The organism is Spirillospora sp. NPDC029432 (genome assembly GCF_040703975.1).
GTDB lineage: Bacteria > Actinomycetota > Actinomycetes > Streptosporangiales > Streptosporangiaceae > Spirillospora.
Window position 1 is genome coordinate 49,128 of sequence record NZ_JBEZWH010000010.1, and the last position, 19,979, is coordinate 69,106.

General features: G+C 73.4%; 24 protein-coding genes and 2 pseudogenes. 13 read left to right on the plus strand and 13 right to left on the minus strand.

What is annotated here, in order from left to right; all coding sequences use genetic code 11:
* The first annotated feature begins 83 nt into the window (after positions 1-83).
* Genes AB0881_RS10490 through AB0881_RS10500 form a run of 3 tightly spaced genes read left to right on the plus strand, consistent with a single transcriptional unit; the run spans position 84 to position 2,612 of the window.
* Positions 84-1,244 (plus strand): histidine kinase, encoded by a 1,161-nt coding sequence (locus AB0881_RS10490; RefSeq protein WP_366615983.1) that lies wholly within the window; start codon positions 84-86, stop codon positions 1,242-1,244.
* Positions 1,241-1,906, plus strand: coding sequence for a response regulator transcription factor (locus AB0881_RS10495; RefSeq protein WP_366615985.1), 666 nt, complete (start codon positions 1,241-1,243; stop codon positions 1,904-1,906). Before AB0881_RS10490 ends, AB0881_RS10495 begins: the two co-directional genes overlap by 4 nt.
* A gap of 16 nt (positions 1,907-1,922) precedes the next feature.
* Positions 1,923-2,612 carry a class I SAM-dependent methyltransferase gene (locus AB0881_RS10500; protein WP_366615987.1) on the plus strand — a complete coding sequence of 230 codons (690 nt, stop codon included), beginning with the start codon at positions 1,923-1,925 and terminating at the stop codon, positions 2,610-2,612.
* Positions 2,613-2,614: 2 nt separating this feature from the next.
* Here the strand turns inward: AB0881_RS10500 and AB0881_RS10505 are convergent, their stop codons facing one another.
* Positions 2,615-3,043 (minus strand): hypothetical protein, encoded by a 429-nt coding sequence (locus AB0881_RS10505; protein ID WP_366615989.1) that lies wholly within the window; start codon positions 3,041-3,043, stop codon positions 2,615-2,617.
* Positions 3,043-4,320 (minus strand): FAD-dependent monooxygenase, encoded by a 1,278-nt coding sequence (locus AB0881_RS10510; RefSeq protein WP_366615991.1) that lies wholly within the window; start codon positions 4,318-4,320, stop codon positions 3,043-3,045. The genes AB0881_RS10505 and AB0881_RS10510 overlap by 1 nt, the downstream gene beginning before the upstream one ends.
* Before the next feature lie 74 nt (positions 4,321-4,394).
* On the opposite strand from AB0881_RS10510, the gene AB0881_RS10515 reads away from it, so the two are divergent.
* Complete coding sequence (locus AB0881_RS10515) at positions 4,395-4,967, plus strand: TetR family transcriptional regulator (protein WP_366615992.1); 573 nt, start codon at positions 4,395-4,397, stop codon at positions 4,965-4,967.
* Between the two features lie 7 nt (positions 4,968-4,974).
* On the opposite strand, the gene AB0881_RS10520 is transcribed toward AB0881_RS10515, so the two are convergent.
* Together AB0881_RS10520 and AB0881_RS10525 are read right to left on the minus strand one after the other, a co-directional pair.
* Complete coding sequence (locus tag AB0881_RS10520; RefSeq protein ID WP_366615994.1) at positions 4,975-5,736, minus strand: class I SAM-dependent methyltransferase; 762 nt, start codon at positions 5,734-5,736, stop codon at positions 4,975-4,977.
* A gap of 59 nt (positions 5,737-5,795) precedes the next feature.
* Complete coding sequence (locus AB0881_RS10525) at positions 5,796-7,754, minus strand: AfsR/SARP family transcriptional regulator (protein WP_366615996.1); 1,959 nt, start codon at positions 7,752-7,754, stop codon at positions 5,796-5,798.
* Positions 7,755-7,843: 89 nt separating this feature from the next.
* On the opposite strand from AB0881_RS10525, the gene AB0881_RS10530 reads away from it, so the two are divergent.
* Both AB0881_RS10530 and AB0881_RS10535 read left to right on the plus strand, forming a co-directional pair.
* Complete coding sequence (locus AB0881_RS10530; protein WP_366615997.1) at positions 7,844-8,722, plus strand: alpha/beta hydrolase; 879 nt, start codon at positions 7,844-7,846, stop codon at positions 8,720-8,722.
* An 82-nt stretch (positions 8,723-8,804) separates the two neighbouring features.
* The gene (locus tag AB0881_RS10535; RefSeq protein WP_366615999.1) at positions 8,805-9,341 is read left to right on the plus strand and encodes a YdeI/OmpD-associated family protein; all 537 of its coding nucleotides are present in this window, start codon (positions 8,805-8,807) and stop codon (positions 9,339-9,341) included.
* 20 nt (positions 9,342-9,361) lie between these two features.
* On the opposite strand, the gene AB0881_RS10540 is transcribed toward AB0881_RS10535, so the two are convergent.
* A complete protein-coding gene (locus AB0881_RS10540) occupies positions 9,362-9,919 on the minus strand; it encodes a DUF6817 domain-containing protein (RefSeq protein ID WP_366616202.1) in 558 nt (185 codons plus the stop codon).
* Positions 9,908-10,321: pseudogene (locus tag AB0881_RS10545) on the minus strand (PaaI family thioesterase); the annotation flags it as partial. The gene AB0881_RS10540 and the pseudogene AB0881_RS10545, both read right to left, overlap by 12 nt.
* Positions 10,322-10,507: 186 nt before the next feature.
* On the opposite strand from AB0881_RS10545, the gene AB0881_RS10550 reads away from it, so the two are divergent.
* From AB0881_RS10550 to AB0881_RS10565, 4 genes are all read left to right on the plus strand, one after another.
* Positions 10,508-10,918, plus strand: a complete 411-nt coding sequence (locus AB0881_RS10550; RefSeq protein ID WP_366616001.1) for an SgcJ/EcaC family oxidoreductase — start codon at positions 10,508-10,510, stop codon at positions 10,916-10,918.
* A gap of 24 nt (positions 10,919-10,942) precedes the next feature.
* Positions 10,943-11,329 carry a VOC family protein gene (locus AB0881_RS10555; RefSeq protein ID WP_366616002.1) on the plus strand — a complete coding sequence of 129 codons (387 nt, stop codon included), beginning with the start codon at positions 10,943-10,945 and terminating at the stop codon, positions 11,327-11,329.
* A gap of 75 nt (positions 11,330-11,404) precedes the next feature.
* Positions 11,405-12,001 (plus strand): ABATE domain-containing protein, encoded by a 597-nt coding sequence (locus AB0881_RS10560; RefSeq protein WP_366616004.1) that lies wholly within the window; start codon positions 11,405-11,407, stop codon positions 11,999-12,001.
* Between the two features lie 117 nt (positions 12,002-12,118).
* The gene (locus AB0881_RS10565) at positions 12,119-12,673 is read left to right on the plus strand and encodes a dihydrofolate reductase family protein (protein ID WP_366616005.1); all 555 of its coding nucleotides are present in this window, start codon (positions 12,119-12,121) and stop codon (positions 12,671-12,673) included.
* A gap of 626 nt (positions 12,674-13,299) precedes the next feature.
* Here the strand turns inward: AB0881_RS10565 and AB0881_RS10570 are convergent.
* The 3 genes and pseudogenes from AB0881_RS10570 to AB0881_RS10580 all read right to left on the minus strand — a co-directional run bounded on the left by AB0881_RS10570 (position 13,300) and on the right by AB0881_RS10580 (position 15,767).
* On the minus strand, positions 13,300-14,253 hold the full coding sequence (locus AB0881_RS10570; protein WP_366616007.1) for a tyrosine-type recombinase/integrase: 954 nt from the start codon (positions 14,251-14,253) through the stop codon (positions 13,300-13,302).
* Positions 14,254-14,381: 128 nt separating this feature from the next.
* Positions 14,382-14,711, minus strand: a pseudogene (locus tag AB0881_RS10575) (YnfA family protein); the annotation flags it as partial.
* 102 nt (positions 14,712-14,813) lie between these two features.
* Positions 14,814-15,767: a MerR family transcriptional regulator gene (locus AB0881_RS10580; protein ID WP_366616008.1), complete on the minus strand. Its 954-nt coding sequence runs from the start codon at positions 15,765-15,767 to the stop codon at positions 14,814-14,816.
* Between the two features lie 177 nt (positions 15,768-15,944).
* Between AB0881_RS10580 and AB0881_RS10585 the strand changes: the two genes are divergently transcribed.
* The 3 genes from AB0881_RS10585 (at position 15,945) to AB0881_RS10595 (ending at position 18,352) form a co-directional block, all read left to right on the plus strand.
* On the plus strand, positions 15,945-16,502 hold the full coding sequence (locus AB0881_RS10585; protein ID WP_366616009.1) for a TetR family transcriptional regulator: 558 nt from the start codon (positions 15,945-15,947) through the stop codon (positions 16,500-16,502).
* Positions 16,499-18,058 carry an MFS transporter gene (locus AB0881_RS10590; RefSeq protein ID WP_366616011.1) on the plus strand — a complete coding sequence of 520 codons (1,560 nt, stop codon included), beginning with the start codon at positions 16,499-16,501 and terminating at the stop codon, positions 18,056-18,058. The genes AB0881_RS10585 and AB0881_RS10590 overlap by 4 nt, the downstream gene beginning before the upstream one ends.
* A 159-nt stretch (positions 18,059-18,217) precedes the next feature.
* Entirely contained in the window at positions 18,218-18,352 is a 135-nt protein-coding gene (locus AB0881_RS10595) for a hypothetical protein (protein WP_366616012.1), read from the plus strand.
* Between the two features lie 102 nt (positions 18,353-18,454).
* Here the strand turns inward: AB0881_RS10595 and AB0881_RS10600 are convergent, their stop codons facing one another.
* Genes AB0881_RS10600 through AB0881_RS10615 form a run of 4 tightly spaced genes read right to left on the minus strand, consistent with a single transcriptional unit; the run spans position 18,455 to position 19,956 of the window.
* Positions 18,455-18,820, minus strand: coding sequence for a hypothetical protein (locus AB0881_RS10600; protein WP_366616014.1), 366 nt, complete (start codon positions 18,818-18,820; stop codon positions 18,455-18,457).
* The gene (locus tag AB0881_RS10605) at positions 18,798-19,217 is read right to left on the minus strand and encodes an ester cyclase (protein WP_366616015.1); all 420 of its coding nucleotides are present in this window, start codon (positions 19,215-19,217) and stop codon (positions 18,798-18,800) included. Before AB0881_RS10605 ends, AB0881_RS10600 begins: the two co-directional genes overlap by 23 nt.
* Positions 19,211-19,744 (minus strand): MerR family transcriptional regulator, encoded by a 534-nt coding sequence (locus tag AB0881_RS10610; RefSeq protein WP_366616017.1) that lies wholly within the window; start codon positions 19,742-19,744, stop codon positions 19,211-19,213. Before AB0881_RS10610 ends, AB0881_RS10605 begins: the two co-directional genes overlap by 7 nt.
* Positions 19,741-19,956: a hypothetical protein gene (locus tag AB0881_RS10615; RefSeq protein WP_366616018.1), complete on the minus strand. Its 216-nt coding sequence runs from the start codon at positions 19,954-19,956 to the stop codon at positions 19,741-19,743. The genes AB0881_RS10610 and AB0881_RS10615 overlap by 4 nt, the downstream gene beginning before the upstream one ends.
* Positions 19,957-19,979 lie beyond the last annotated feature (23 nt).

The following is a 19,979-nucleotide window of genomic DNA, read 5'->3' on the forward strand; positions in this document are numbered from 1 at the left end:
CCGCCGTCTGCATCCGCCCCCGACCACGGGTGTACACCCCCGGTCCGATGTGGCGCCGCCAGCGGGCCGATTACGATCACGGCATGCACGCCGCGCGCCTCAGACGCCTTCCGCCCGGAACCTGGACGGCGCTGGCCTGGTGCGCGGGGATCGCGTACTCGTTCGCCGTCGACATCCGGCTGCCCGGCGAGGTCGAGCCGTTCCGGCCGCTCAAGGTCACCCACCTCATGGCGGCGCACTGGTGGACGCTGGCCGCGGCGACCGCCCTGGCGCTCGCCGGCTCGGTGCTGCTGCGCCGCCGGCCGCTGCCGGCGCTGACCCTGCTGCTGGCGGGCTCGGTGCTCGAGGCGATGGCGCTGAACTCGACCGAGATCACGTTCGCGCAGTTCCTGGCGGCGCAGGTCGCCCTGGCGTACATCGCCGCGACCCGGGAGCGCCGCGCCGCGTTCGCCGCCGTCGGCCTGACGCTCGGTACGCTGGCCGGGTACGCGCTGGCCCGGCTGCTGCTCGGCTACTACATCGGCACCTCCACGCAGCTGACCGTCGCGCTGACGGCCGCCATCGCCTGGCTCGCCGGGAACTGGCTGCGGCAGAACCACGAGCGCGCCGCGGCCGTGCACGCCCAGGCCGTCACGGCCGAACGGCTCCGCATCGCCCGCGAGCTGCACGACTCGGTCGCCCACAGCATCGGGATCATCGCGATCCAGTCCGGCGCGGCCAAGATGGTCATCGGCACCCGGCCCGCCGAGGCGCGCGCCGCGCTGGACGCGATCGAGACCTCCAGCCGCGAGACCCTGTCGGGCCTGCGGCGCATGCTCGGCGCCCTCCGGCAGGCCGGGCCCGTGACGGCCGCCCCGGCACCCGGCCTGGCCGACCTGGAGGGACTCGCCGCGACCACGGCCGCCGCCGGCGTCCAGGTGGACCTGCGCTGGCAGGGGCCGCGGTGCCCGCTGCCCGCCGAGATCGACCGGTCGGCGTTCCGCATCGTCCAGGAGGCGGTGACGAACGTGGTCCGCCACTCCGGCGCCCGCCGGTGCCTGGTGTCGATCGAGCACACCGACCGCGACCTGGCGATCGAGATCGTCGACTCGGGCCGCGGCGGCCACCCGGCCGGCGCGGGCGCCGGCTACGGCCTGCTCGGCATGCGCGAGCGGGTCGGCCTGCTGGACGGCGACTTCACCGCCGGGCCGCGCCCCGGAGGCGGCTTCCGCGTCGCCGCCCGGCTCCCGGTGGAGGCCCGGTGACCGTACGGGTCGTGCTGGCCGACGACCAGCCCCTCGTCCGGGCGGGCCTGCGGATGGTGATGGCCGACGCGGACGGCCTGGAGGTCGCCGGCGAGGCCGGGACCGGTTCCGAGGCCGTCCGGCTGGCGCGCGAGCTGCGGCCCGACGTGGTCGTGATGGACATCCGCATGCCCGGCATGGACGGCATCGAGGCCACCCGCAACATCACCGCCGGCTCCGGGGACACCCGGGTCGTCGTGCTGACCACGTTCGACGACGACGACCACGTGTACGGCGCGCTGCGCGCCGGCGCCTCCGGCTTCCTGGTCAAGGACATGGCGCTGCCCGACATCCTCGCCGCGATCCGGATCGTCGCGGCCGGCGACGGCCTGATCGCGCCGAGCGTCACCCGCCGCCTGATCGAGGAGTTCGCCCGCCGGCCGGGCCCGCCGCCGCCCGCCGCCCGGCACGGCCCCGCCGGCGGGATCACCGACCGCGAGCGCGAGGTGCTGACGCTGGTCGGCGGCGGGCTGACCAACGCCGAGATCGCCGCCCGGCTGCACATCAGCGTGGCGACCGTCAAGGCGTACGTGACCCGGCTGCTGGCCAAGCTCGACGCCCGCGACCGCGTCCACCTGGTCATCATCGCCTACGAGCTCGGCCTGGTGTCCCCGTCCCGCTGAGGCGCACCATGGAACGGTGGCCACGCCGCGCGACTACGACACCGATCCCGAACGGTTCCGCCTCGCCACCCGGGTGACCGGGCGGTACCTGACGGGCACGCGCGGCCAGCACGAGCACGTCGCCGAGGCGCTGGCCGCCGCCGGCGCGGGCCTGGTCCTCGACATCGGCTGCGGCGAGGGGGCGCTGAGCGCGGCGGCGCCCGCCGCTTGCCGCGTCGTCGGCCTGGACGCCTCGCCCGCCATGCTCTCCCGCCATCCCCGTCCCGCCGTGCGCGCCGAGGCGACCGCGCTGCCGTTCGCCGCCGGGACGTTCGACGCGGCCGTGGCGGTGAACGTGCTCTACTACCTCGGCGACCCGGTCGCCGCCATCGCCGAGGCCCGCCGCGTGCTGGCGCCGGGCGGGACGTTCATCACCGCCTGCCCGGCCCGTTCCGACTCGCCGGAGCTCGCCGGGGTGTGGCGCCCGGAACGGTCGACGTTCGACGCCGAGGACGCGCCCGATCTGGTGGGCCGCGTCTTCGGCCCGGTCGAGGCCGAGTGGTGGGACGCGCCGCTGATCACCCTGCCCGACCGGGACGCGGTCGGCGACTACCTGATCGCACGGTGCGTGCCGCCCCCGGAGGCGCGGGCCGCGGCCGCGCGCCTCCGCACGCCGATCACGCTCACCAAAAGGGGCGTCTTCGTCTACGCGCGCAAGAGCGCTTGACGTTATGGGATGGTCAGCGCCGCCGCGGCGATGTAGACCAGCTGCAGCACGGTGCGGCGGCCGATCGGGTCGCCCTGGGCCACCTTGCGCCGGGCGGCCGAGACGTTCGCCGGGAACATCGCGATCATCAGTGCGATGAGGCAGGCCGCGGCGAGGGGCGCGGTCGCCGGGATGAGGACGCCGACGGCTCCGGCGAGTTCGAGGACGCCGGTGATCGTGACGAGCAGTCCGGGGTTGGGGAGTGCCGGCGGGACCATGCCGACGAGGTCGGCGCGCAGCGGCGGATAGAAGTGCGCGAAGGTGGTGAGCAGGAACATCAGCGCGACGCCCACTCGGAGCGCCGGCTGCCAGCCGTCCAGTGCGTCGATGCCCGCGGCGCCCGCCAGCCGGGCGCCGCCGAACCCCACCAGGAGCGCGAGGAGCGGTTCCATCAGCGTGTCCTTTCTCCGGTCGTCGCCGGAACCGCGGAATCGGCTTCGCGGCCGGCCTCGCCCCCTGATGCGGTGGGCGCGGGCGGGTGGTCGTCGAGGGTCATGGAGTCGTAGAGGCGTGCGCTCTTGGTGGTGAGGCGGGCGAGGGCGCGGCCGGGCCGCGCGGGCAGGGCGGAGATCAGGCGGGCGCCCTGGGCGAGCCCCCACAGGCCGAGGCGGGATGTGGGGACAAGGGTCTTCGCCGCGCTCAGCGCGACCGCGCGGCCGCCGTGCGCGTGCTCCGCCATCGCGCGCTCGTAGGCGGGGAAGGCGCGCTCGTGGTCGCCGCCCGCCCGCGCCAGTTCCCCGGCCAGGACGTAGGCACCGACGATGGCCAGGGTGGTGCTGCCGCCGACGGCGGGGCCGGGGCAGTAGCCCGCGTCTCCGGCGAGCGTCACCCTGCCCCGCGACCAGGTGTCCATGCGGAGCTGGGTGATCGAGTCGAAGTAGAACGCCGGGGTGCGGTCGAGCTCGTCCAGCCAGCGGTCCACGTCGGGGTGCATGCCGTCGAACGCGCCGCGCAGCAGCTCCTTCTGCCGGGGCACGTCGCGATGGTGGTAGTCGAGTTCGCGCTCGCTCCGGAACAGGAACAGCGCCCGCGCGCCGCCGAGGTGCCGCGCACCGTACACGCCGGCGGTACGGCCGACGCCGGCGTGGATGAGGAGCTCGCCGTCGAGGCCGGGGTCGCCCGGCAGGGTCAGCACTCCGAAGTAGGCCCCGATGTAGGTGCCGAAGCGGGACTCGTCGCCGAAGACGAGGCGGCGCACGTTCGAGTGCAGCCCGTCCGCGCCGACGACGAGGTCGAAGCGGCGGGGCGCGGCCTTCTCGAACCGTACGTCGCCGCCGGGTGAGATCGCGGTGATCGAGTCGCCGAAGACGTACTCGACGTCGTCGGCCGTGGCGTCGCGGTAGATCTCGCTGAGGTCGTCGCGCATGATCTCGGCGTGGCGGCCGGAGGTGGCACTGAAGATCTTCGAGAGGTCCACCCGGACGGGCCGCCGCACGCCCTCCCGGAAGAGGCTCATCCGGTCCGCGCCGGTGGCCCTCTCCTCGACGTGCGGGAGGACGCCCATCTTCGCCGAGATGTCCATCGCGGGCCGGAACAGGTCGACCGCGTGGCCCCCGGACTCGCGGGGCGCCGGCGCGCGCTCGACGACGGTGACGGAGAAGCCGTGTGCGTTGAGCCAGTACGCCAGCACCGGGCCCGCGATGCTGGCGCCGGAGATGAGGATCCGCATGCCCTCACCCTCCTTACTTAACGATAGGTAAGCTCAGAGTACTTACCTATCGTTAAGTAAGCTAGAGTTTCGGCATGTCTCGTCCCTCCGCCACCAAACAGCGGATCCTGGATGTCGCCCGCGAACTCTTCGTCCAGCAGGGGGTGCAGCGGACCAGCCTGCAGGAGATCGCTCAACGGCTGGGCATCACCAAGCCGGCGCTCTACTACCACTTCTCCTCGCGCGAGGAGCTGGTTCGCAGCATCGTCCAGCCGATCCTCGACGAGGAAGAGGCGTTCCTGGCACGTAAGGAGGCGCTGGACTCGGTGGAGCCCCGCGCCCTGCTAGAGGACTACTTCGACTTCCACTACCGCCACCGCAGGGACATGGTGCTCATGCTCGGCGAGCTGACCACGCTCGCCGATCTGAACCTGATCGATCGCGTGATGGGCTGGCGCGGGCGGCTGACCAGGTTGCTGTACGGCCCCGAGCCCACGCTGGAGCAGGCCACCCGGGCCGCGATCGCCTTCGGCGGACTCCAGGACTGCACGATCCAGTTCGCCGACGTACCCGAGGACGAACTACGCCGGGCGGCCGTGGACGGCGCCTGCGCGGCCCTGGGCATCGAGCCGCGGCGCAGAACGCGAGGTCGCGGAAGGCCGGCTTGAGCCGCGTTCAGGCCGGTTTGCGCGCCTCGATGAGGGTGCGCGCGGAGTGGGCGACGAACGGGCCGTCCCGGACGATCCGCTCGTGCAGGTCGCGCAGCCGGTCCCGGTGGGCGTCGACGGTGAACCCGGGCACGATCCAGATCACCTTGCGCAGGAAGTGGACCACCGCGCCGACGTCGAAGAACTCCATCCGCAGCCGCTCGGAGCGCAGGCCGGTGATCCGCAGGCCGGCGGCCTCGGCGTCCCGGGCCTCCGCCTCGGGATGGCGCCTGCGCCGCACCTCCTCCGGCTGCGGGCCGAGGAAGAACTCCACCAGCTCGAACACCGACGCGGGGCCGACGTGCTGGGCGAAGTAGGTGCCGCCCGGCCGCAGTACCCGGGCGATCTCCTCCCACCACACGGTCGCGGGATGGCGGCTGGTCACCAGGTCGAACGCCGCGTCGCCGAACGGCAGCGGCGGCTCGTCCGGGCTCGCCACCACCACGGCGCCGCGCGGGTGCAGCAGCGCGGTCGCCCTGGCGACGTTCGGCGGCCACGACTCGGTGGCCACCATCGCCGGCGGGAACGCCGCCGCACCGGCCAGCACCTCGCCGCCGCCGGTCTGGACGTCCAGCGCCGCGGTCGCGCGGCCCAGGCGTTCGCTCATCAGCCTCTGGTAGCCCCACGAGGGGCGCGCCTCGGTGGCCCTCCCCTCGAACCAGGAGAAGTCCCAGCCCGCGACCGGGGCCGCCTCGCCCTCGGCCACCAGCTCCTCGAATGTTCGCGGCATGCTGTGATCGTCTCAGTGCGGTAGATGCGCTGACCAGCGGATTTCGCGGCGCGGCCGCGTCAGGCGTCCAAGGCCGCGGCGAGATCGTCCAGGTATCGGGCGACCGGGCCAAGGGTGAGCAGGCCGCTGCCCGCTCCGGCCAGCTCGTCCGCGGCGGGGGCCAGTTCCTCGCGCGCGCGTTCCATCGCCGGCCGGTCGCCGACCTCGATCGCCGCACGCGCGACCAGGCACCACAGTGCCTCCTGCAGCAGGTCGCGGGGCGGGTCGGGAACCTCGCGCAGCGCCGCCGCGGCCGCTCCCCGGCGGCCCCGCGCCAGCAGCAGCACCGGCCGCGCCCACGGCTCGTACGGCCCCCAGTCCGCCCCCTCCGCGGGCTCGGCGGGCAGGCCGTACACCAGTCGCAGGCACAGCTGCGCCAGTGGTGACAGGCCGTGCTCCAGGCCGGGCATTCCGGCGCCCTCCAGGCCCGCGGCGGCGTCCCGGTAGGCCGCCTCCGCCTCCTCGTACGGCGCCGTGCCGGACGCGGCGAGCCGCAGCGCCCCGTACCAGCGGGTGAACACGCCCACCAGCGGCAGCTCGTTGCGTTCGGCCAACTGGTCGGCGGCGGCCGCGTGGCGGTCGGCGGCGGCGAAGTCGGCGAGCGCGGCGCGGGACTGGACGCGGATCAGGTGCCCGAGCACCTCGTAGGTGAGCAGCCCGTGGCGGGCGGACAGGGCGACCAGCTCGGCGCCGATCGCGTCCCGGCGCGGCGCCAGCCCGGCCCGCTCGAACGCCTGCATGTACACGCCGTTGAGCGCGAACGCCAGCAGCGCCGGATCGTCCAGCCCCCTGGCCAGCCGCTCCGCCTCGCGCGCCGCCTCGCGGCCGCGCGCCGAGCCGGTGCCGCGCGACTCCAGCGCGATCGTGGCCAGCAGCCGCGCCCGGGACGCCTCGTGCGCGCCCGGCGGGAGCGCCGCCAGCGTCCGCTCGGCCGCCGCGATCACCCGCGCGACCTGCCGCGGATCGTCGGCGCGCGTCCAGTTCGCCGGGACGTCGTACGCGCCGATCACCCGCGCGGTCAGCTCGGCGTCGCCCAGTTCCTCGGCCGCCGCGACGGCCGCGACCCGGTGCTCGCGGGCCGCCGCCAGCCCGCCGCCCCCGGTCACCGCCAGGCCGCGCAGCAGGCCCACCGTCGACTCCAGCCGGGTCCGGGCGGCCGGGCCGACCGTACGGTCGTACGCCGCGGCGGCCCGCGTCCACACCCGTTCCGCGCTCCCCTGGGGATCGAGGTGCTCGGCCTGGTGCAGGATGTCGTCCTCCAGGCGGCGCAGCCGCGGCCCCGGATCCACGCCGAGCTGCTCGACCAGCAGCGTCCGCGCCCTGCGCAGCACCTCCAGCGCGTCGCCCTGCCGGCCCGACCGGTACAGCGCCAGGGCCAGCAGGCGCCAGGCGTCCTCCCGCCAGGGGTGCTCGGCCACGTGCGCGTCCAGATCCGGTACGGCCGCGGCCGCCGGCCCCAGCGCGAGCCGGGCCTCGGCGCGGCGCTCGACGGCGTGCAGCCGCAGCTCGGTCAGCCGCGCGCGGTCGGCGCGGGCCCACGGCTCCTCGGCGAACTCGGCGTACGCCGGCCCGCGCCACCAGCCCAGCGCCTCCTCCAGCCGCGCCAGCGCGTCCCCCGGCGCGAGTCCGGCGGCGGCCGACACCGCGTGCTCGAAGCGCCAGGCGTCCACCGCGTCCGGCTCGGCGCGCAGCGCGTACCCCGGGCCTTCGGTGACCAGCAGGCGTGCCGGGGCGCGCGGCGGGCGGCCGGGCTCCAGCGACCGGCGCAGCGCCGCCACGAACGTGCGGACCGCGCCCACCGCGCCCGCGGGCGGGTCCTCCCACAGGTCGTCGGCCAGCAGGGACGCCGGTACGACGCGGCCGCGGGCCACGATCAGCCGGGCCAGCACCGCCCGGTGCCTCGGCCCCTTCAGGGCGATCGGTTCCCCGGCGCCGTCCCAGGCCGTCACCGGCCCCAGCACCCCGAAAACGACCCGCACCCCCGCGGCCTCCCCTCCTGCTCATCGGATGCTCATCCGTACCCCGCAGGGTGGAAGCACCAGGTCATCTACGGAAAAGAGACGAAACCATGGCAACCGCCATCCCCGGATTCGAGTACCGGCGCGTCCCCGTCGCCGACGGCGTGTCGCTGAACGCGGCCGTCGCCGGGTCGGGCCCCGCGATCGTACTGCTGCACGGCTTCCCCCAGACGCACCTGATGTGGCGGCACGTCGCCGCCGACCTCGCGGCCGACCACACCGTGATCTGCCCCGACCTGCGCGGCTACGGCGCCAGCGACAAGCCGGGCGAGGCCGGGCCGGACACCTACTCCAAGCGCACCATGGCCGCCGACATCGTCGCCCTGGCCCGTGCCCTGGGCCACGACCGATTCGCGCTGGCCGGCCACGACCGCGGCGCCCTGGTCGCGATCCGCGCCGGCCTCGACCACCCCGAGACGATCACCCACCTGGCGATCCTCGACGTGCTGCCGACCCTGGACATGTGGGACGTGATGCACGGCGCGTCCGCCGCCGTCGGCTTCCACCTCTACCTGATGGCCCAGCCGCCCGGCCTGCCGGAGCGGATGATCGCGGCGTCCTCGGACGCGTTCTTCGGCCACTTCCTCGACCTGTGGGCGAACGACCCGGCCGCGATCCCCGCCGACGTCCGGGCCGCCTACCTGGACGCCTGCCGCGGCGCGGTGCCCTCGATCGTCGCCGACTACCGCGCCTCCGCGGGCATCGACGTCGAGCACGACCAGGCCGACCGGGACGCCGGCAACCGGCTGCCGATGCCGGTCACCGTGCTCCAGCAGGACTGGGGCGCCGCCCTCGGCTACGACGCCGTGGGCCTCTGGCGGCCCTGGGCGGCCGACCTGCACCACGCCACCGTCACCTGCGGCCACTTCATGGCCGAGGAGGCCCCCGCCGACATCGTCAAGGCCCTGCGGGACCTCCTCGCCCGCTGATGTCCTCATCGCGCCTTGAGGAACCGCACGTTCCTCAAGGCGTTCTAGGGTTCAGGGAACGGACCTGAGGAGGCCCTGGACCATGATCCTTTTCGAGGACGCCGCCGCGTGGGAAGCATGGCTGGCCGACCACCACGAGACCGAGGGGGGCGTCTGGCTGAAGATCGCCAAGAAGAGGTCGGCCGCCACCTCGATCACCATCGGCGAGGCGCTGGAGGTCGCGCTGTGCTACGGCTGGATCGACAGCCAGCGCAAGTCCCATGACGAGGACTACTACCTCCAGCGCTACTCGCGCCGCCGCAAGGGCAGCCCGTGGTCGCGCGAGAACGTCGAGCGCGTGGAGGCGCTGACCGCCGCCGGCCGGATGCGCCCGCCCGGCCTCGCGGAGGTCGCCGCCGCCCGCGCCGACGGCCGCTGGGACGCCGCGTACGCGGCCCAGCGCAACGCCACCGTCCCGCCCGACCTGGCCGCGGCCCTCGCCGCCGACCCGCGGGCCGCCGCCCGCTTCGAGGCCCTCGACAAGACCGCCCGCTACCTGGTGATCCTGTCCCTGCTCAAGGCCCGTACGCCGGCCGGCCGCGAGGCCCGCCTGAAGAAGGCCCTGGCCGACCTGCGCTGAGATGCCGCCGGGGCTGCCGGTCAAGGCAGGGTGGCCCGGACGGCCTGCCAGGCGCGATCGCTCAGAAGCGCCCGCCAGGAGGCGAACCGTTCGAGGAGATCCGGCCCGTGCTCGGCGCGCAGGTCGCGGTCGGCGCGCATGAGGTCCAGCTCGTTGGCCACGGTGAGTTCGGCGAAGTCGCGCCGGAGCCGCGGCAGGGGGTGGTGCAGCGCGCCGGTGAACCGGTCCCTGAACGGCCCTTCGGGCTCGGCGAGACGGGGATAGGTGTAGCGGCGGTCGCAGGCGGCGTAGAGGTGGACGAGCCGCTCGGCCTCCTCACCGATGAGCGCGGCCAGCTCGTCCCGGCGGGCCGGGTCGCCCAGCGCGGTGGGGAAGCCGTCGGTGCCGTAGAAGGCGTGGCAGAGTCCGGCGAACCGCACCACCGGTCTCGCGCCCCACTCCTCCAGCAGCGCATGGACCCGTTCCAGATGGGCCAGCAAGGTGCCGCCCGGGTGCGTGATCTCGCCTGCGCCACGGGAGGCCAGTGACGCGACCACGGTGGCGACGTCGGGCCCTCCACCGGGACGCTCGCGCAGCATCGAGGTGACCCGCACTGTGCAGACCCGGCGGCCGCGCTCATCGGTGATGACGACGCCGCAGGTCACCAGCGTCCGGCCGGCGTGCGTCACCGTGGCCACGGCCGTGACCTGGCCCGAGCCGGCCGGACGGTGGTGGGTGGCGTTGAGCTCGATGCCGACCGCCATCCGGCCGGGACCGGCATGGAGCGCGGCGGCGCAGGAGCCGACGGCCTCGGCCAGCGCGCACGACGCACCGCCGTGCAGCGTGCCGTACACCTGGGTGTTCCCGCCCACGGGCATCCGGGCCACCACCCGCTCGGCCGTGGCTTCGACGTACTCGATGCCCAGCCGGTCGTCCAGCGCGCTGCTCGCCCCGCCGAGCTCCCGGCTCAGCCTCTCCAGTTCTCCGAGGTCACCGGCCATGTGGCACCTCCTGCACTCGCATCGGTCGGCCACACCATCCTCGAAATCCCCTCAACCCAAGTCAATTCCATAATTTCCTCGCATACACCCAAGGAAATCCTTTGAAGTAGGCCTGGTCATCTGACGGATGCGCGGCCGAGCAGCGCATCCGTAGCGTTCAGTTGTACCGAGCGAGGAGTCGAAATGATGCCAAGGCCCGATGTCCACACCACCCCGGTCGGCGAGCACGACCTGGCGGAATTGCAGGCGCTCGTCCTGGAACTGCAGGAGGGCTTCAACCGCAAGGAGGCGCGCGTGCTGGACCGGCCGTTCGCCGCCGACGCCGTCGTCGTGGTCCCCGACGGGACGATGATCCGCGGCTGGGACGAGCTGTTCGCGTACCACACGGCCCGCCTCGCCACCGCCGCGTCCACCTGGAAGATGCGCTCGGAGACGCTGAGCGTGGTGATGCCCGGACCCGACACGGCCGTCGTGCACTTCAGGCAGGAGATGACCACGCCGAACGGTGACTTCGCCAACCACGGCACCGCCGTCGCCGTCCGCCGGGACGGCCGGTGGTGGATCGGCGCGCTGCACAACACGAACGTCGTGGAATGAAGGAGCCGTCCCTAGACTCGGATCATGCTCAGGCTCGGATTCCCGGTGATCGGAGTGACCGACGTCCCGCGCGCCGTCGCGTTCTGGACGGCCGCGCTGGACCTGGTGCCCACGCCGGAGTGGGAGAGCCCGACCTGGAGGACCCTGGAACACGCGGACGGATCGGGCCGGGCGCTCACCCTGATGCTCAGCGAGTCGCCCGCCCAGGCGCATCCGCGCATCCATCTCGACCTGCTGGTGGACACCACGACCGAGCAGGAGACCGAGGTCGAGCGCCTGATCGGGCTCGGGGCCGCCAGGGCCGGCTGGGACCTGTACCCGCCGGACCCGGACTTCGTCGTCCTCACCGATCCGGACGGCAACGCCTTCTGCGTCGTGGATCTGAGCCGAGCCCCGTCCGGCTCGGCGTGACGCCCGGGTCCCACATCCACCCATCCTCCGACACTGCTTCAACTCGTGTCCGGCAACACCGGTTATGGTGGTTCGATGCGAGCGACGACAACCGGGCGGGTCCTGCACGACCCCAAGGGAGGGTCGTTCCGGTTCGACGCCGGCGCCGTCTGCCTGGACTTCGCCCACACCGGCGGCGAGGGCCGGTACGCGGTGTTCGAGACCCTCCACGAGCCCGCCGACCTGGCGAGATGGCTGGCCGAGCCGCCGCTGGACGCGGCCGTGACCGTCCCGGTGACGGCCGGCGAGCTCGCCGCGGCCAAGACCCTCCGCCAGGCGATCTGGGTCGCGGCGCACGCCCAAGCAGCGCGGCGCACGCTCCCTGCCAGAGCGGTGACCGACATCAACCAGGCCGCGTCCGAACCCCCGCTGGTCCCCCAGCTGGCCGCCGGAACGGCCGGCTGGGCGGCACCGGTACGGGCGACGCAGGCGCTGTCGACCCTGGCCCGGGAAATGATCGAGCTGCTGTCCGGCCCGCTCTCCGGACGCATCCGCGAATGCGCGAGCGACGACTGCCCGCTGGTGTTCGTCGACTCCTCCCGTCCCGGCGCCCGGCGCTGGTGCGCGATGGAACGGTGCGGCAACCGCCACAAACTCCGCGCCCTCCGAGCCCGCCGAGCGACGGACACCTGACCTGCGGGCACGAGACCCGAAACCGTGGGGGCGCCTTTCAGTACCGTCCCTCCGATGAGTTCCGCCACTCCAGCGGGTCTCCACTCCGCACGGTCTCGACGATCAAGGAGGACTTTCGTGGGCACGGTCATCTACTGGATGAACACCTCGATCGACGGCTATATCGAGGCACCCAACGGCGGCATGGACTTCTTCGAGCCGGGCGACGACTTCCACCAGGCGGCGAACGACCACGTTCGCCGGATCTCGGCGTTCCTCTTCGGGCGGCGCCTGTACGAGGCGATGGAAAAGCCCTGGACGCAGGACCTCGGCCAGGAAGGCGCCCCGGCCCTCGAGCGGGAGTTCGCCCAGCTCTACAAGGAGACGCCCCGGTACGTCTTCTCCGACACCCTCCAGACCGCCCCCGAAGGGGTCACGATCGTCCGCCGCAAGGACGCCGTGTCCACGGCGACGCGCCTCAAGCAGGAGATCGACGGCACCCTCCAGCTAGGCGGCCCCGAACTGGCCACGTCCATGCTGGACCTGATCGACGAGTTCTGGGTGTACACGCTCCCCGTGATCGTCGGAGGCGGCAAACCGTACCTGCCCGTCGAAAAGGAACTGCGGCTGCGCCTGGCCGAGCACCGCACCCTGGCCTCGGGCCCCACGTACCAACGCTATGTACGGCCCTGACCGACCAGGAAAATCTTCGCGCGCGGGGTGTACCGGTCCTCAGGGCTGGCATGATGAGGATCATGAAGCCGCTCCGAAGGGATGATGCCGCGTAGGCGGCCTTCCCAGGTCCGGATCTCCAGTTCCTCCCGCGCGCGAGGACGGCCGCGGAATCCGGCCGCGCGACTTCCGCACGCGTCCACCGCGTTGAGGGCGGCGGTCGCACGTGTGGAACACGACCGTCTGTGGCGGGGCGCGATCGCCGACGCCTTGCGCTCGTGGTCGCTGGTGGCCCATCGCCCCAGCCGCGCACTGTCCGGCGGCTGCGGATGCGAACTGTGCCTTCCGGTTCACCGGACCGAAGCGCGAGCGACCCTGGAACTCGCTCTTCACGCGCTCCGTGCGCGACCTGCCCGCGAGCTGCGTCGCCTGGTGGAACCACTCGACGAGCTCTACCGCGCCGGAAGCCACCCCGACCCGCTGGCCTCACACGAGAACGGCTGGTGGGTGCGTCGGTGCTGAGATCGTGCTTGTGGCCGTTCGGCGCTACCTGGGGGGCAGCCAAGATAAGCCTGAAAGGGGCAATGCCCAGGTGAGAGAGGTCTCCCGGCGCCGTCCCTCATGAGCAGTTGCGAGGGGCAGGCTGGTCAGCGGGTGCGGCGGCGTGCGGCGGGGTCGGCGTCGGCGGTGACCTTGGCTGAGGTCTGCTCGCCGAGGCGGACGTAGGTGCCGAGGCTGGCCAGGTGGGCGTGGCGGGATTTGGCCTGGAGTTCGGTGGCGGTGCGGCCGGCGGCTGCCAGATGCTGCAGGGCGGAGTGGCGCAACTGGTGGAGGGTCCAGCCCCGGCCGTGCGGGTCGAGTGCGCGGGTGGCGGTCTTGAACAGGTATTCGGCCCGCGGGTAGGACAGGCGGCCGCGTCCGGTGGCCGGGCAGGTGTCGGCGGCCGCGGGGGCGCGGGGGCCGGAGGTGGGGGCGCGCCGGTCGGCCAGGAACACCGGCCCTGATGTGCGGCCTTTGAGTAGGCGGGGCAGCAGCCGGGCGGTGCCGGTGGCCCAGTGCACGTACTCGATCGCGCCGCCTTTGGAGGTCACGCGGGCGCGGCGGAACTCGGGGTCCAGGTCCTCGATGTTGAGGGAGAGGATTTCTTCGGCGCGGGCGGCGGTCTCGTACAGCATTCGCCACAGCACCCGCTCGCGCAGCCCGTGCGCGTCATCGCCGAACAGCTTGTCGAGGCGGGCGCGGGGGATGGCGCGGTCGCCGCGGCGGGCGGTCTTGCGGCGCTCCAGCCGTCGCGCCGGGTTGGTGGCCAGGAGTTCCCGGCGCTGCGCCCAGGTGGTGAAGGAGGTGAGCGCGGACAGGTGCCGGTTCCAGGTGGCGGCGGCCGCGCCGTTCCACCGGTCCATCACCGCGGCGTAGTCCTCGGGGGCCAGGTCGGCGACGGGGCTGGCGCCGCCGGCGACGTCGATGAGCCGGGCGAGAGTGTCGTCGTAGCTGGCGCGGGTGGTCGCGGCCGGGACCTGGTCCAGGTAGCGGTCGACGGCGGCCGCGAGGGTCGCCGCACCGTGCGGGCCGGGGCGGCCGGGGAAGGCGACGACGGACACGGCGGTGACCTCCGCAGGCCGGTGTGACACATAACGTTGCCGAGTCGCCCCTGCCCGCTCGGCGGCGAGCTGGGCGGACGCGAGCTGCTGCCGGTCAGTGTGACAGGTAATGCAAGTTCTGTGTCACAGCCGCGCGGGGCGTACATGATGACCGCGACGCCGATCAGGCAGACGACGGCGCCGGTGATGTCCCAGCGGTCGGGGCGGAAGCCGTCGGCGACCATGCCCCAGGCCAGGGAGCCGGCGACGAACACGCCGCCGTAGGCGGCCAGGATGCGGCCGAAGTTGGCGTCGGGCTGCAGGGTGGCCACGAAGCCGTAGAGGCCGAGGGCGATGACGCCGGCGCCGATCCAGATCCAGCCGCGGTGTTCGCGGACGCCTTGCCAGACCAGCCAGGCGCCGCCGATCTCGGCGAAGGCGGCCAGCACGAACAGGGCGATGGAGCGGGCGATGAGCATGCAGATGTCACGTTCGGGTTGTTCAGCAGGTACGGGTCAGGATCGCGATGGTCGCCAGCGGTGTCGGGTGGATCGCCCCCGGGCGGGGGGCGGTGGCCCGGGTCAGCCGGCTGGGGCCGGTGCCAGGCGGCCGGTGTGGCTGGGCCGGGGGGTGCCGGTGCGCAGGGCGGGGTCCAGGAAGTGGCAGGCCGGATCGCAGGAGGCGGGCCGGTCGGGTAGGGCGTCCAGGCGGTGCACGGCGGCGCGCAGGGTGGCGGTGAAGGCCCGCAGTTGGGTGATGCGGTGTTCGGCCTGGTCGATCTGGGCGGTGAGCTGGGGGCGTAGCCGGGCGCGGACCTGGGCGCAGGACCCGGTGTCGCGGACCACCAGCAGGCCGGCGATCTCCTCCAGGGACAGGCCGAGGTGTTTGGCGGCCGCGATGAACTCCAGCCGCTCGATGGCCGCGGGTCCGTAGCGGCGGTATCCGGCGGGGGCGCGGTCGGCGGGCAGCAGCCCGGCGTGGTCGTAGTACCGCAGCGTGCTGGCCGAGACACCGGTGTGTTCGGCCAGCTGGGAGATCCGCATCGTGCTCACGGCGCCGACCCTAGACCTTGCAGTCGACTCGAAGGTCAACCCGGTCTCCCCGGCCCGTCGCGGCCGCCCCGGGCAGGGGGCTCGGGGCTTGAGCAGCAACCGAACGGTCAGTGGCGTTAGGGAGCCATGCCGGTTGGGCGTGCCGCCACTCAGCGTTCCGATGCGGGTCGCGCCGACTTCACCGCCGCCGTCGAAGAGGGCGAGCTGGGTCGGGGCGAGGCTGTCGGCGGCGTGCCGGGCGCGGGCGGAGCAGCGCCGGCAGGAGACCGGGGCGGTCGAGACGCGCAGGCGCAGCGGGTCGAGGGTGGAGCGGCAGGCGGCCACGGCGGTGGGCGCCCCATGCCAGACCTGCCCGCCGACGGTGTGGACGACGGTGCGCTCGCCCACGGTGGCGTGTCCGCCGATGAGGTCGCGCGCCTTGTGGAGCAGGCGGACCAGGCGCTCGGCCTCGGCCTGGTTCGGCGGGCATCCCCTCGGGGGCACGGAGGGGTTCATGATCCGGGGTGTGCCCGGCTCTACCGCTAAATCCTGTAGTAATCCTCCTCGCCCCCAGAAGGCGCCTGATTTCTAGTACGCTTGTACTTGTACGGATGTACCAAACATTGGAGTGAAAAAGATGCTGTTCCGCACCTTCGGGCGACGCGCACAGGGGGAGCGCCCATGACCTCCCGCAGGGACCCCGAGGGGCGCCGCCGCGCCATGGTCGAAGCCGCTGTGCAGGAGATGATCGCCAACGGCAGCTCGGCTCTGACACATCGACGGGTGGCCGAACGGGCCCGGGTGCCTCTGGGCGCCACCACCTACTACTTCGCTTCCCTGGACGACCTGCGTGCCGCCGCCCTGCAGGCCATCGTCGGCCAGGCCGACGAGGAGCTGCGCGAGTTGGCGGAGGAGATCCGCGCCTGCGACGGGCGCCCCGAGGGCATCGCCGCCCTGTTCGCCGCCTACCTGGAGGACCGCGAACGGCTGCGCGCCGAGAGCCTGCTCTACTTCGCCGGCATACACAAACCCGAACTGCGCCCGTTCGCCCGGCACTGGGTACTGGGCGCGACCGAGATCCTGCAGGCCTACGCCTCACCCGAAGCAGCTCTGGCCACGGCCGTCTACCTGGACGGTGTCCTCATGCACGCCCTGATCAACGACCAGCCCCTTGACGAGGCATCGCTGAGCATGGCCATCACCGCCCTGATGAGCACTTCCCTGAAGGACCGCACGTGAGTACTCCGCATACCTCCGACGCACCGGGCGCCACCGCCGGACACCTGTCCGCAGGCCGTCGCTGGGGCGCCCTGGCCGTGTTGTCCGCCAGCCTGCTGGTGGTGGTCATGGACATGACCATCCTCAACGTCGCCCTGCCCGACATGGCCGCGGCGCTGTCCCCGACCGCGGCCCAGCAGCTGTGGATCGTCGACATCTACTCGCTGATCCTGGCCGGCCTCCTGGTCACCATGAGCACGCTCGGAGACCGCTGGGGCCGCAAGAAAATCCTCCTTATCGGCTTCGCGATCTTCGGCGGGGCCTCCCTACTGGTCGTCGTGGCCGAGTCGGCCCCCGCAGTGATCGCCGTGCGCGCCCTGCTGGGCGTGGGCGGGGCGATGATCATGCCGGCCACGCTGTCGATGATCCGCAGCCTGTTCACCGACCCCGCCGAACGCGCCATGGCCCTGGGTATCTGGGCGGCCGTCGCCTCCCTGGGAGCGGCCGTGGGACCCATCGTCGGCGGGCTGCTGCTGGAGCACTTCTCCTGGCACGCGGCGTTCCTGGTGAACGTACCCTGGATGGCCGTGGCCGTCGTCGTGAGCCTGTTCCTGCTGCCCGAGGCCCGCAATCCGCACCCCGGACGCTGGGACGCGTTGGCCACCGTCCTGTCGATCGCGGGCATGATCTCCCTGGTGTGGGGCATCAAGCGCATCGCCAAAGAAGGACCGGCCGATACCCTGGCCCTGCTGACGCTGGCTGCGGGACTGGCCCTGCTGGTCTGGTTCGTCCTGCGCTGCCTCAACAGCGACTCGCCGCTGCTGAGGGTGCGCCTGTTCGCCCTTCCCTCCTTCACGGCCGGGACACTGGCGGCGCTGTTCATCATGCTGGCCATGGGATCGGCTCTGCTGCTCGCGGCACAGTGGTTCCAACTGGTGCAGGGGTGGTCGCCCCTGCAGGCGGGGATCGGGCTGCTGCCGATGGCCGTCGCTGCAGCGGTGATCTCCCCGCTGTCGCCGGTGCTGGCCCAGTGGATCGGCGCCCGCACCGTCCTGGTGGGCGGCCTGGCGCTGACGGGTCTGGGCTTCGCAGCCTTGGCCGTGGCTCCCCAACCGCTGTCCTACGTACCGGTCGCGCTCTTCCTGACCCTGCTCGGCGCGGGCATGGGCGCCCTGGCCATCGCCTCGGCGATCATCATGTCGGGAACCCCGGCCGAGCACGCGGGCAGTGCCGCAGCGATCGAGGAGACCTCCTACGAACTGGGCGCGGTCCTGGGCGTGGCCGTGCTGGGTAGCGCAGCGGCTGCCCTCTACCGGGCCGAACTGCCGGCATCCGACCTCGCCGCCGCGGGCCTGGGCCCCAAGGAGGTGGGGACAGCGCAGGAGTCCCTGGGCGGCGCCCTGCACGTCCTGGCCGACCTGGGCCCCGCCGGCGCCGCGGCCGCCGCCCAGGCCCAGGCGGCCTTCACCCACGGCCTGACGCTGGTCGGCGGCCTCGGTGCCGCGATCATGCTGGTTTCGGTGGTCGTGGTGTTCGCCCTGACGCCCAAGGACCTGGACGTGACCAAGGGTCACTGAGGGCTGGAGGGCATCGCGGCCCGGCGAGCACACCGAGCGCTCCCTGATCCTCGACCTGGTACTGGCCCTGGCCGAGGACCGGCGCCGCGACATCGCCCGCAAGACCAAGGACGGCCTGGAGGCGGCCCGCCGCCGGGCCGCGTCGGCGGGCGGCGCCCTGTGGTCGATGACGACAAGCGCGCCGCGATCTGGGCCCGCCGCCGACGCGGGGAATCCATCCGCACCATCGCCGCCGACGTCAAGGTCTCGGTCGGCGTCGTCCACAAGACCCTCGCGGCCGCCGAGGACGCGTAGCCGACTCTGCGGATCCCCGGATCGGAACGGCCGGTGGCGGTTAACCGCGTGTCGACGGCGCGCTAACGCCACTGGCCGTTCGGTTGCTGCTCAAGCCCCGGCTCAGCGAGCGCCGGTGGGTGATGCCGAGCAGGAGCAGCCGCTCGCGCAGCCGCCCCCGGCGGCCTTGCCGGCGGCGCGGCAGGTGCGTCGGCGGCTGCGGTGCACCGCCCAGCCGAAGGTGATCGCGGCGGCGATCGCCAGCACGGCCGCGATCTGCGGCATCGCCGAAGCCAGCGCGGCGGCCGCGCCGCCGCCGATCAGTCCAGCGGCGATCAGGACGGGCAGCGCGCAGCAGGCCACGCACGCCAGTCCCGCCAGCCCGGTGCCGGCGCGCTTGCCGGTTCGCCCGGCCTGGTCCCCGGCGCCGGGCGTGGGGCGGGGTGTGGCCGGTTCTGGGGGCCGATCATGAGCGCGTCTCCACCGCATCGGGGGCGGGCAGGGCGAGGTGCCGCAGGCGGGTCAGGGTGTCCTCCAGCGTCCAGGAGTCGGTGATGCGGCCGCCGGTGATGCGGTAGATGCCGACCTCGTCGATGTTCTCGAACCGGCGGCCGGTGGGCGGGTGCCCGCGCCAGGTCCCGGTGTGGGTCCCCGAGCAGGTGAACCGGCCCACCACCGTCTCCTTTCCGGTGCCGGCGGGTGCGGGTTCGGCGATCAGCTCGACGATGTCCATGTGCACGTCGGGGAACGAGGTGCGGAACGCGCCGATCCAGGCCCGGGCCTCCTCGGCCTGCGCGGGCGCGTACAGCTGGTCGACCAGTTCCAGGTGGCCGCCGTTGAGGACCTCGGTCACCAGCCGCTGCACCACCACCTTGCCGGTCAGCACCCGCACCCCGCCCCGGCGCACCCGGCCGCGCCCTTCGGACCGGTGGTGCCGTCCAGGCCTGCCGGGTCGGCGGGGGCGGGTTGCTGGGCCAGGTCGGCGAACGGCAGCGGGCACTGCTGTTCGGCGGCGCAGGCGATCAGGTCGTCGCATCCGGCTGCCAGGGCCTGGCGCAGCGTGCCCGCGATGACCTGCAGGTCGCCGATCTTGTTTTCGACCTCGGTGAGTTTGGCGCGGGCGCGTTCGGCCAGCCCGGTATCGGGCCGGCGGTGCCGGTGCGTGCCGGCCTCCAGCAGCTCGGCGACCTCGTCCAGGGTGAACCCCAGCCGCTGCGCGGTCTTGATCACCCGCAGCAGCGTCACCGCCTGCACCGGATACAGCCGGTGCCCGCCCGGGGTGCGGTCCGGCCTGGCCAGCAGGCCGCGCCGCTCGTAGTAGCGCAGCGTCTGCCGGCCGATCCCGGCCGCGGCCGCGACCTGCCCGCTGCGTAACCGCCCGCCCGAACCGCCGGTGGGGGAAGAACCGGTCACGGCCGCGCCCCCGTCGCCGCCGTGCTTATCGCGGTGGCGCGGGCGGCCAGCGCGTCCAGGACCTCGATGTGCCGGTCGCCGACACTGACCTGCAGGGCCAGCTCACCGCCGGTGGCGGTCAGGGTGAAGGTGAAGAACGAGCAGCACCCGGTCTCACGCGCCGCCAGCACGGCCACCCGCCCGGCCACCTGCGGCTCGGGCCGCAGCACCATGCGAACCCGGCCCGGCCGCCTGC